At 38.1% G+C, this 593-nt stretch carries 1 protein-coding gene; it reads right to left on the bottom strand.

Going from position 1 to position 593, the window contains the following annotated elements; all coding sequences use genetic code 11:
- Positions 1 to 593 (bottom strand): glycosyltransferase family 117 protein (locus DRF61_RS22475; protein ID WP_157963432.1); only part of this gene is annotated, 593 nt, incomplete at both ends.

Here is a 593-nt window from a genome sequence, read left to right as displayed (position 1 = left end):
GCCGTCTGATATATATTTTTCTTTGCTCTTCTGGCATATTTAATCAGGAGATAAGATATTACAACCATCAGAATAAATGCTACTATCGTTCCTGAATGGAAAGGAAGTCCAAGCCCGTTGACAAAGAATATTTCCAGTCTTCCGAACATCGTCATGATCAATGGGAAGATAATTTTGAAAACAATGATCAGAATTCCCAGTGTGATTGCGTTGGCCCAGATAAAGTTTTTCCAGGTAAATTTATAATTTCTTGCATAGTATACCAGACATACCGCCGGAACTGCAAGCATCCCCATCATATGAACCCCTACTGAAAGTCCTAATACAAAGAAAATAAGGATGATCCATCTTTCGCTGTCTTTCGCCAGGTATTCATTTTCCCATTTGGTAATGAGCCAAACGAGTAAAGCAATAAACATAGAAGCCATAGAATATACCTCTCCTTCTACAGCAGAAAACCAGAAAGTATCTGAAAAAGTAAAGCATAATGCTCCTACTGCTCCTGCAAAAAGAATGGAGATTTCCTGGTGTTTTGTAATTTCATCAAAATCCTTGTTCAGCAGCCGTCTTACAAAATGGGTAATCGTCCAGAA

It is taken from the genome of Chryseobacterium lathyri, assembly GCF_003290185.1.
In the GTDB taxonomy this organism is placed as follows: domain Bacteria; phylum Bacteroidota; class Bacteroidia; order Flavobacteriales; family Weeksellaceae; genus Chryseobacterium; species Chryseobacterium lathyri.
This window is presented reverse-complemented; position numbering and strand designations above follow the sequence as displayed.